Annotated in this window: 7 protein-coding genes and 1 pseudogene; 5 read left to right on the top strand and 3 right to left on the bottom strand. The window is 72.8% G+C overall.

All coding sequences use genetic code 11. From position 1 onward, the window contains the following. On the top strand, positions 1-2,116 hold a 2,116-nt coding region (gene glgB / locus ABD308_RS34110), incomplete at its 5' end, for a 1,4-alpha-glucan branching protein GlgB (RefSeq protein ID WP_344343663.1). 73 nt (positions 2,117-2,189) lie between these two features. Here glgB and ABD308_RS34105 read toward each other — a convergent pair. Both ABD308_RS34105 and ABD308_RS34100 read right to left on the bottom strand, forming a co-directional pair. Beyond that, complete coding sequence (locus tag ABD308_RS34105) at positions 2,190-3,200, bottom strand: hypothetical protein (protein ID WP_344343661.1); 1,011 nt, start codon at positions 3,198-3,200, stop codon at positions 2,190-2,192. A gap of 49 nt (positions 3,201-3,249) precedes the next feature. Further along, positions 3,250-3,804, bottom strand: a complete 555-nt coding sequence (locus ABD308_RS34100) for a SigE family RNA polymerase sigma factor (protein ID WP_344343659.1) — start codon at positions 3,802-3,804, stop codon at positions 3,250-3,252. A gap of 207 nt (positions 3,805-4,011) precedes the next feature. Between ABD308_RS34100 and ABD308_RS34095 the strand changes: the two genes are divergently transcribed. The 4 genes from ABD308_RS34095 (at position 4,012) to pyk (ending at position 9,711) form a co-directional block, all read left to right on the top strand. Beyond that, the gene (locus ABD308_RS34095; protein ID WP_344343657.1) at positions 4,012-4,659 is read left to right on the top strand and encodes a hypothetical protein; all 648 of its coding nucleotides are present in this window, start codon (positions 4,012-4,014) and stop codon (positions 4,657-4,659) included. Between the two features lie 142 nt (positions 4,660-4,801). Then, a complete protein-coding gene (pta, locus tag ABD308_RS34090; RefSeq protein ID WP_344343656.1) occupies positions 4,802-6,961 on the top strand; it encodes a phosphate acetyltransferase in 2,160 nt (719 codons plus the stop codon). After that, entirely contained in the window at positions 6,958-8,190 is a 1,233-nt protein-coding gene (locus ABD308_RS34085; RefSeq protein WP_344343654.1) for an acetate kinase, read from the top strand. Before pta ends, ABD308_RS34085 begins: the two co-directional genes overlap by 4 nt. A 93-nt stretch (positions 8,191-8,283) precedes the next feature. Then, a complete protein-coding gene (pyk, locus tag ABD308_RS34080; protein ID WP_344343652.1) occupies positions 8,284-9,711 on the top strand; it encodes a pyruvate kinase in 1,428 nt (475 codons plus the stop codon). A gap of 76 nt (positions 9,712-9,787) precedes the next feature. Here pyk and ABD308_RS34075 read toward each other — a convergent pair. Beyond that, positions 9,788-10,587: pseudogene (locus ABD308_RS34075) on the bottom strand (hypothetical protein); the annotation flags it as partial.

The raw sequence follows: 10,587 nt of genomic DNA, 5'->3' as shown, positions 1-10,587 counted from the left end.
GCTGCTCGGCGCCCACCCCGTGCACGGCGGCACCGCGATCCGGGTGCTGCGGCCGTTCGCCGAGCGGGTCGTGGTGGAGACCGAGCAGGGGCCGGTGGAGCTCACCCACCAGCAGGGCGGCCTGTTCACCGGCCTGCTCGCCGCCCCGCAGGCGCCCGACTACCGGCTGCTGGTCGGCTACCCGGGCGGCGAGCCGATCCGCCAGCACGACGGCTACCGCACCCCGCCCACCCTGGGCGAACTCGACCTGCACCTGATCTCCGAGGGCCGGCACGAGCAGCTCTGGCGGGCGCTCGGCTCGCACCCGCGCACCGTGGACGGCGTGGCCGGAACCGCGTTCGCCGTCTGGGCGCCGAACGCCGTCGGCGTGCGGCTGATCGGCGACTTCAACCACTGGGACGGCACCGGCCACCCGATGCGCTCGCTCGGCTCCTCCGGCGTCTGGGAGCTGTTCGTCCCCGACCTCGGCGAGGGCACCCACTACAAGTACGAGATCCACACCCGGCAGGGCTGGGTGCTGGACAAGGCCGACCCGCTGGCCCGCGCCGCGCAGGTCCCGCCCGGCACCGCCTCGGTGGTCACCGCGTCCTCCCACCGCTGGCAGGACGGCGAGTGGATGGCGCGCCGGGCGCGCACCGCGCACCACCGCGCCCCGATGTCGGTGTACGAGCTGCACCTGCCCTCCTGGCGCCCCGACCTCACCACCTACCGCGCCATCGCCGCCGAACTCCCGGGATATCTCAAGGAGTTGAACTTCACCCATGTGGAGTTCATGCCGGTGATGGAGCACCCGTTCGGGGGCTCCTGGGGCTACCAGGTGTCCGGCTACTACGCACCCACCGCCCGGCTCGGCAGCCCGGACGACTTCCGCTTCCTGGTCGACACCCTGCACCAGCACGGCATCGGCGTCATCGTCGACTGGGTGCCCGCGCACTTCCCCAAGGACGACTTCGCGCTCGCCCGCTTCGACGGCGAGCCGCTGTACGAGCCGGCCGACCCGCAGCGCGCCGAGCACCCGGACTGGGGCACCCTGGAGTTCGACTACGGCCGGACCGAGGTGCGCAACTTCCTGGTCGCCAACGCGGTCTACTGGTGCGAGGAGTTCCACGTCGACGGCCTGCGGGTGGACGCCGTCGCCTCCATGCTCTACCTCGACTACTCGCGCGACAGCGGCGGCTGGACGCCCAACCGGTTCGGCGGCCGGGAGAACCTCGACGCGGCCGCCTTCCTGCAGGAGATGAACGCCACCGTCTACCGGCGCTGCCCCGGCGTGATCACCGTCGCCGAGGAGTCCACCGCCTGGGACGGCGTCACCCGGCCCACCGACCAGGGCGGCCTCGGCTTCGGCCTCAAGTGGAACATGGGCTGGATGCACGACTCGCTGGTCTACATGAGCAAGGACCCGGTGCACCGCAGGTTCCACCACAACGAGATCACCTTCTCGATGGTGTACGCCTACTCGGAGAACTACATCCTGCCGATCTCGCACGACGAGGTGGTGCACGGCAAGCAGGCGCTGGTCGCCAAGATGCCCGGCGACTGGTGGCAGCGGCGCGCCAACCACCGCGCCTACCTCGGCTTCATGTGGGCCCACCCTGGCAAGCAACTGCTGTTCATGGGGCAGGAGTTCGCCCAGGGTTCGGAGTGGCACCACGAGCAGGGCCCGCAGTGGTGGGTGCTCGACGAGCAGTGGCCGGCCCACGAGGAGCACCGGGGCGTGCGCCGGCTCGTCCGCGACCTCAACGGGCGCTACCTCGACACCCCGGCGCTCTGGGAGCAGGACACCTCCCCGGCCGGCTTCCGCTGGCTCGACGGCGGCGCCGCCGAGGACAACCTGCTCTCCTTCGTCCGGTACGCCGCCGACGGCACCCCGCTGGTCGCCGTCTGCAACTTCTCCCCCGTCGTCCGGCACGGCCACCGGGTCGGTCTGCCCGAGCTGACCGGCCGCGACCAGCTCTGGGAGGAGATCCTCAACACCGACGCCGAGGAGTACGGCGGCAGCGGGACGGCCAACTCCCGCCCGGTGAAGGCCGAACCGGTCACCTGGAACGGCCAGCCGCGCAGCGCCGAACTGGTCCTGCCCCCGCTGGCGACCCTCTGGCTCCGCCCGGCGTGACGGCCCGCCGCGGCCACTCGGCCGTTCCACGCCCGGCACGCGGCGCGGAACGGCCGGGCGGCCGGGGCCCGGTTCAGGGGGTGGCCGAGGGCGACACCTGATCGCCGGGCCGGGCGGGGGGCTTCGACGGCCCGGGCGTCCAGGGCGAGGGCAGCGACGGCGACGGGCTGCCCTGCTGGTTCTGGCCGGCCTCGGCGGATGCCCGGAAAGAGGCAAGATCGGAGGGGCTGATCGTCCCGCAGGTGATCCTGTAACCGTCTCCCGCAGTCGCCTCATCGTTAATGCATTCGGCTGTCAGCGGGACCGGGTGATCCGGGATCGCGGCGATGACCTGCTGCCACCGCGGGTCGGTCACCAGCGCGGCCAGCTGGTCGGAGGTCAGCGGCGGATCGGCCCGAGTGATGCCCGTCCCGTTCGCCATCGGCTCGCGGTTCCACTCCTCCAGCAACACGTGGTAGCCGCCCGCCGTGTGGAGCGTGGCCGACCACATCTTCGCCCCGGTCGGCTCGCCGCTCCGGTAGTTGGCCTTGTAGATCACCAGCCGTGACCCGTCCGCGGTGATGGTCTGGGTGCACTCGTCGGGCGCGGTGGCGTACGCGCAGCCCTCGCCGTTGTCGGGCCAGCTCGGGCTGTGCGTGATCCAGAACAGGTACTGCGCCCGGCCCTGCCCGTCGTCGTGGACCAGCCGCACCTGCGGGGTGCCGCTCTCCGTCCCGCGCGCCTCGCCGACCTGAACGATCTGACCGGCCGGCAGCAGCCCGGTGAACAGGTCGAGGAACTGCTGACCGGAGACGGGCGCAGCGGTCGTGGCTCCGGCGGTCGGAGCGCCGGCGGCCGAGACGGTCCGCCCGGGGCCGCCGTCGGCCAGACCGGCGACGGCCACCCCGCCCACGCCGACCAGGGCCAGCGCGGCGGCGCCCGCCAGCACCGACATCCGCCGCCGGCGGCGCAGCCGGCGGCCGTACCCCCAGGCGGTGTCGATCAGCGGCTCGGTCTCGGTGTGGAAGGAGTCCGCCGCCCGGGCCATCGCCGTGGACAGGTCCTGCTCGTACCGGGTCTCGGGAATCTCACTGTTCTCGGGCATGCCGGAACCACCGTTCAGGTAGATGGATGGGTCGGTTGGTGAAGCGGGCTCAGCGGTCGGCGAGCTCGCCGATGCTGTCGCCGAGGACGGCGCGGATCCGGCCCAGCGCCCGGACGGTCCGTGTCCTGACGGCGCCCGAACTGCGGTGCAGGACCTCGGCGGTCTCCTCGACGCTGCGGTCCTCCCAGTAGCGCAGGACGAGCACCGCCCGGTCGCCGGGCGAGAGCCTGGCGAGCGCGTCGACCAGGGTCAGCCGCAGCGCCGGGTCGCCCTCGCGGTCGGCGCCGTCCGGTACGGCGTCGACCGGCTGCTCGCCACTGCTGCGCCGGTTGCGGTGCGAGAGGAAGGCCCGGACCAGCACGGTGTGCGCGTAGGCGGCCGGGTTCTCGATCCGGGCCCGCGGGGCGAACCAGGAGGTCCGGTGCCACTGGGCGTAGATCCGCCCGAGCGCCTCCTGCACGAGGTCCTCGGCCAGGTGGGTGTCACCGCCGGTGAGCAGGCAGGCGGTGCGGTACAGGTGCGGCGTGCGGGCCACCGCGAAGGCCCGGAAGTCCTCCTCCGCGCTCCGGCCCTTCGCCGTCCGAAGCTGACTCTCTCGTGCCATCCCGCCGGGCTCCCCTGCCTCGTTTTCCCCTACACCTTGAATGACCCGCGGCGGGCCGGGGATGTTACAGACGCCGTCCGCGCGCGTTGTCCGGCCCACGTTCGGCGACCGCCCACGGCGGAGCCCTCCACAGCGCTAGGGTCCCCGCCGGGGATGTCGGCGGTCGGGCGGGGGGTTCCGGTGGGGATGGTGCTCGGGTGGGCGTATGTGCTTGTGCCGCTGGGGTGTTGGGCGGCACTGGCCCGCACCAGGGCGGTGGGCCTGGCGGTCGCCACGGCGCTGGTCGCCCTGGCGGTGATCCCGGTCGGGCTGGAACGCGAGTGGTTCCACAGCCGGGCCATCGCCGAGTCCCAGTCCGGCTACCCGCTCGCCGCCGGGCTGGTGGTCCTGATCGGCACCCTGGCCGAACGACGGCGGTGCGGCCCCCGGCCGGCCCGGGAGTCCGGCCAGCCGGCCGCCGGGGCGACCATCGTGATCGCCGCCCACTCGCTGATCGGCCTCGTCATCGGCCTGCTCTACCAGCTCGCCGTCCACGAGCCGTTCTCCCCGGAGCGCTCCGAGCTGTCGCTGCCGACCGGTCTGGTCGTCCAGCACGACAGCGGCCCCGACCGCAGCTGCGGCCTGCACGCCTGCCGCCGCGACCTCGTGGTCGTGAGCACCGAGGGCCTGACCGGCGCCGAGGCGGCCCGCCGGCTGCGCGCCCGGCTGGCCGCCGACGGCTGGACCCCCGGGCCCGGCGACACCCTGGTCCACCGGCACGGCTGGCTGCTGGACAAGCGGATCACCCAGCTCTCCCTCACCGAGCGGCCGACGGCGGTGACCGTCCGGCTCACCGGTCCCGACCGCTTTCCCTAGGTCCTCGGGTCCCCGGGCGCCACCGGAACGACCTTCGGCCCCTTGCCGGCCGCCGGGCCGTTCTGCTCGCGAACGGGCGTTCACGGTGCGAAGGTATGGTCGATATGACCACTTCCTGAGACGACGGGACGGAGAGAACCGCGTGGCGCGCAGCGTGTACGTGACCGGGATCGACCGCGGGGACGGTCGGCAGGCGGTGGAGCTCGGGGTCATGGAGCTGCTCACCCGCCGGGTGGACCGGGTCGGGGTGTTCCGGCCCCTGGTGCACGCCCAGGCCCCGGGGGAGGCGGGCTCGGACCACGTGGTCGAGCTGCTGCGCGCCCGGTACCGGCTGGACCTGCCGGCCACCGGGCTCTACGGCCTCACCTACGAGGAGGCCGCCGCGCTGCAGGCCGCGCACGGGCAGGACGAGCTGGTCTCGGTGCTGGTGGACCGGTTCCACGCGCTGGAGCGGCGCTGCCAGGCGGTCCTGGTGCTGGGCACCGACTTCGCCGACACCAGCATCCCCGACGAGCTGGCCTTCAACGCCCGGCTGGCCAACGAGTTCGGCGCCGCCGTGCTGCCGGTGGTCGGAGGGCACGGCGAGGACGCCGACACGGTGATCGCCGAGGTCCGCAACGCCCACCGCGCCTACACCGACCTCGGCTGCGAGACCCTGGCGATGATCGCCAACCGGGTCGCCCCGTCCGCCAAGCAGCCGGTCCAGCGCAAGCTCACCGAGAAGCTGCCGATCCCCGCCTACGTCATCCCCGAAGAGCCGGCGCTGGCCGCGCCGACCGTGGCCCAGCTGGTCGACGCGACCGGCGCCGAGGTGCTGCTCGGCGACGCGGCCGGACTGGCCCGGGACGTCCGCGGCTTCGTCTTCGGCGGCGCGATGCTGCCGACCTTCCTGGACGCGCTGACCGAGGGCGCGCTGGTGGTCACCCCCGGGGACCGCGCCGACCTGGTGGTCGGCGCGCTGGCCGCGCACGCCGCCGGCGCCCCGCCGATCGCCGGCGTGCTGCTCACCCTCGGCCAGCACCCCGGCCCGAACGTGATGGCGCTGGCCGGCCGGCTCGCCCCCGGCACCCCGGTCGCGGTCGTCCCGGAGGGCAGCTGGCTCACCGCCGCCGCGCTGACCCACCTGGAGGGCAGGCTCTCCGCGGCCAGCCCCCGGAAGGCCGAGATCGCCCTCGGCCTGTTCGAACTGCACGTGGACACCGACGAGTTGACCAAGCTGATCGAGGTCGGCCGGTCCGAGCGGGTGACCCCGATGATGTTCGAGCACGAGCTGCTGGAACAGGCCAGGGCGGCCCGCCGGCACGTCGTGCTGCCGGAGGGCACCGAGGAGCGGGTGCTGCGCGCCGCCGAGATCCTGCTGCGCCGCAACATCTGCGACCTCACCCTGCTCGGCGAGGTGGACGCCGTCCGCCGCAAGGCCGCGAGCCTGAGCATCGACCTGCCCGACGCGGGGACGGCTCCCGGCCACCGGAGCGCGGGAGACCCGTCCGCCGACCGCGCCCAGGTGCGGATCGTCGACCCGGCCACCAGCCCGCTGCGCCGCCAGTTCGCCGAGCTGTACGCGAAGCTGCGGGCGCACAAGGGGATGACCGTCGAGCTGGCCCTGGACGTGGTCACCGACGTCTCCTACTTCGGCACCCTGATGGTCCAGGAGGGCATCGCCGACGGCATGGTCTCCGGCGCGGCGCACTCCACCGCCGCCACCATCCGGCCCGCCTTCGAGGTGATCAAGACCTCGCCGGGGGCGGCCATCGTCTCCAGCGTCTTCTTCATGTGCCTGGCGGACAAGGTGCTGGTGTACGGCGACTGCGCGGTCAATCCGGACCCGGACGCCCAGCAGCTCGCCGACATCGCCATCCAGTCGGCCGCCACCGCCGCCCAGTTCGGCGTCGAGCCGCGGGTCGCGATGCTCTCCTACTCCACCGGCACCTCCGGCTCGGGCGCGGACGTCGACAAGGTCCGCAAGGCCACCGAGCTGGTGCGCGAGCTGCGGCCGGACATCCTGGTCGAGGGGCCGATCCAGTACGACGCCGCGGTGGACGCGCGGGTCGCGGCGACCAAGCTGCCGGGCTCGCCGGTGGCCGGCCGGGCGACCGTGCTGATCTTCCCGGACCTCAACACCGGCAACAACACCTACAAGGCGGTCCAGCGCTCGGCCGGAGCGGTCGCCGTCGGGCCGGTGCTCCAGGGGCTGCGCAAGCCGGTCAACGACCTGTCGCGCGGCGCGCTGGTGCAGGACATCGTGAACACGGTGGCGATCACCGCCATCCAGTCGCAGGAGCGCGAGGAGCGGTCGGCATGAGGGCGGGAACGCGGGTTCTGGTGCTGAACGCCGGCTCCTCGTCGGTCAAGTACCAGCTGATCGACATGCTGGACGGCGACCGGCTGGCCTCCGGGCTGGTCGAGCGGATCGGCGAGGCGGGCGGGCGGCTGGTGCACGCCCCGCGCGGCGGCGCGGAGCGGGAGACCGTCCAGGCCTTCCCCGACCACGGCGCGGCGCTCAAGGCGGTCGCCGAGGAGCTGGCCGCCGACGGGCTGGGGCTGGACTCGCCCGAGCTGGCGGCGATCGGCCACCGGGTGGTGCACGGCGGGCTGCGGTTCACCGAGCCGACGGTGATCACCGACGACGTGCTCAAGGAGATCCGCCGGCTGATCCCGGTGGCTCCGCTGCACAATCCGGCCAACATCACCGGCATCGAGGTGGCCCGGGGGCTGCGGCCCGACCTGCCGCAGGTGGCCGTCTTCGACACCGCCTTCCACGCCTCGATGCCCGAGTACGCCGCCCGGTACGCGATCGACAAGGCCGTGGCCGACGAGCACCGGGTGCGCCGCTACGGCTTCCACGGCACCTCCCACCAGTACGTCTCGCGGGCCACCGCGCGGCTGCTCGGCAAGGACCCGGCCGAGGTCAACGTGATCGTGCTGCACCTGGGCAACGGCGCCTCCGCGTCGGCGGTGAGCGGCGGGCGCTGCGTCGACACCTCGATGGGCCTGACCCCGCTGGAGGGCCTGGTGATGGGCACTCGTTCGGGTGACATCGACGCGGGCGTGGTCTTCCACCTGCACCGGGTGGGCGGGCTGTCCATCGACGGCATCGACGACCTGCTCAACCGCCGCAGCGGTCTGCTGGGCCTGTGCGGCGACAACGACATGCGCGAGATCATGCGCCGCGCCGACGAAGGCGACGCGGACGCGAGGCTGGCCTTCGACGCGTACGTCCACCGGGTGCGCAAGTACATCGGCGGGTACTACGCGGTGCTCGGCCGGGTGGACGCGATCGCCTTCACCGCGGGCGTCGGGGAGAACGCGGCGCCGGTGCGGGCGGCCGCCACGGCCGGACTGGAGGAGCTCGGCATCGCCGTCGACCCGGAGCTCAACTCGGTACGCTCGCGCGAGCCGAGGATCATCTCCCCCGCCCTGCTCCCCTCGGGGGGCAGCGCTCGGGTGGCGGTCGCCGTCGTCCCCACCGACGAGGAGCTGGAGATCGCCCGGCAGGCCTTCGCCCTGGTGCACCGGTCGTCCGAAAACTGACCCCCCGTCGTCTCGTTCCGCGGACTCCTGGTCGGCGATTCCTCTCCATTCGCGCCGAATGCACCAATAACACGAACGGATAGACTGATCGATATGCGCCGAGCGAAAATTGTCTGCACCCTGGGTCCCGCGACGGACTCCTACGAACAGCTCAAGGCCATCGTCGAAGCGGGCATGAACGTCGCCCGACTGAACATGAGCCACGGCTCCCACCCGGAGCACGAGGAGCGGTACCGCAAGGTCCGCCAGGTCTCGGAGGACACCGGCAAGACCATCGGCGTTCTGGCCGACCTCCAGGGCCCCAAGATCCGTCTGGCGACCTTCGCCAACGGCCCGGTGACCGTCGACAACGGCGACGAGTTCACCATCACCACCGAGGACGTCCCCGGTGACCAGCACATCTGCGGAACCACCTACAAGGGCCTGCCCGGCGACGTGAAGCCCGGCGACCCGGTCCTGATCAACGACGGCGTCATCGCCCTGGAGGTCGTCAGCGTCGACGGCCCGCGCGTGAAGACCGTGGTCGTCGAGGGCGGCGTGCTCTCGAACAACAAGGGCATCAACCTCCCCGGCGCGGCCGTCAACGTGCCCGCCCTGTCCGAGAAGGACAAGGAGGACCTGCGCTTCGCCCTGCGACTGGGCGTCGACATGGTCGCCCTCTCCTTCGTCCGCAACGCCGCGGACATCAAGGACGTGCACGAGGTCATGGACGAGGTCGGCATCCGGGTGCCGGTCATCGCCAAGATCGAGAAGCCGCAGGCCGTCGAGGCGATGGAGGAGATCGTCCTCGCCTTCGACGCGATCATGGTGGCGCGCGGCGACCTGGCCGTCGAGTACCCGCTGGAGCGGGTGCCGCTGGTCCAGAAGCAGCTGATCACCCTGGCCCGCCGCAACGCCAAGCCGGTCATCGTCGCCACCCAGATGATGGAGTCGATGATCCACGCCTCGCGCCCGACCCGCGCCGAGGTCTCCGACGTCGCCAACGCCATCCTGGACGGCACCGACGCGGTCATGCTGTCCGCGGAGTCCAGCGTCGGCAAGTACCCGGTCGAGACCGTCCGCACCATGAGCCGGATCTGCGAGAAGGCCGAGGAGGAGCTGGTCTCGCAGGGCCTCCAGCCGCTCAACCCGGGCCGCAAGCCGCGCACCCAGGGCGGCTCCATCGCCCGCGCCGCGTGCGAGCTGGGCGACTTCCTGAACGGCAAGGCGCTGGTCGCGTTCACCAAGTCCGGTGACACCGCGCGCCGGCTCTCCCGCTACCGCTCGCCGATCCCGGTGATCGCCTTCACGCCGGACCACGCCACCCGCAACCAGCTCTCGCTGAGCTGGGGCGTCGAGGCGCACGTGACCGAGCAGGTGGAGACCACCGACGAGATGGTCGCGCAGGTCGACCGCGAGCTGCTGCGCATCACCGACCTGAGCGCCGGCGACACCGTGATCGTCACCGCCGGCTCGCCCCCCGGCATCCCCGGCAACACCAACATGGTCCAGGTGCACCACCTGGGCACCCGCACCGCGTAAGGCGGCGCGGAACACGCCCGTGGGGCGGCCCCTCCATCCGGAGGGACCGCCCCACGGGCGTTTCGCGGGTCCGGGATCAGGCGTTCCCGGGGTAGGGCAGGTCGTCGTTGTAGAGCCGCATCCCGGGGATCCTCAGGGTGCCGCCGAACTGGCCCGACTGGATCGCGGTCACCCCGGTCAGCTCGATCCACAGCGGCACCTGGAGCTGTCCGATCAGGTCGTACAGCCACTGCGGCAGCGGGCCGTCCGGGGTGAGGGTGAGCTCGCCCAGGTCGATCGGGACCGGCAGGCCGAGCACCTTGGACAGGTGGCCGGAGAGCCGCTCCACGTACATGGTGACCGGGCCCTCGCGCATGGTCGAGACCGAGCCGGGCGCGCCCTTGACGTGGAAGGTCTTGCCGTTGCCCTCCAGCGTCGACATGTGCAGGTTCTCGATGTCGACGCTCTCCACCTCGAACTTCAGCACCCGCTTGGTGCCGGTGGGCGTCTGGACGTTGACCACGCCGAGCAGCACGGCGTGGTTCAGGGCGAGCCGGGTGGTCTGCAGGGTCCAGTTCTGGTCCGGCACCAGGATCGGGTTGTCGGCCGGCTTGCCACCGGGGGCGAGCGCCTTGGTGTCGACCAGGCAGTTCGGGTCCTTGGACGGGGTGGCCGAGGGGCCGCCGGACGCGGTCGGCTTCGCGGCGGCGGTCGGCTTCACGGAGGCCGACGGCTTCGCCGCCGTGGACGGGATGCCGGACGGCTCGGGGGCGGGCGGCGTCGCTGGCGCGGTCGGCGCGTTCGAGGCGGCCGGCGTCGTCGGCGCGGGCGTGCCCGGGGTGGCGGAGGGCGTGCCCGTCGGGGCCGGGGGCTCGGCGGTCGGGGTCGGGGCGGCGG

Source organism: Kitasatospora putterlickiae, from assembly GCF_039527695.1.
Lineage (GTDB): Bacteria > Actinomycetota > Actinomycetes > Streptomycetales > Streptomycetaceae > Kitasatospora > Kitasatospora putterlickiae.
This window is presented reverse-complemented; position numbering and strand designations above follow the sequence as displayed.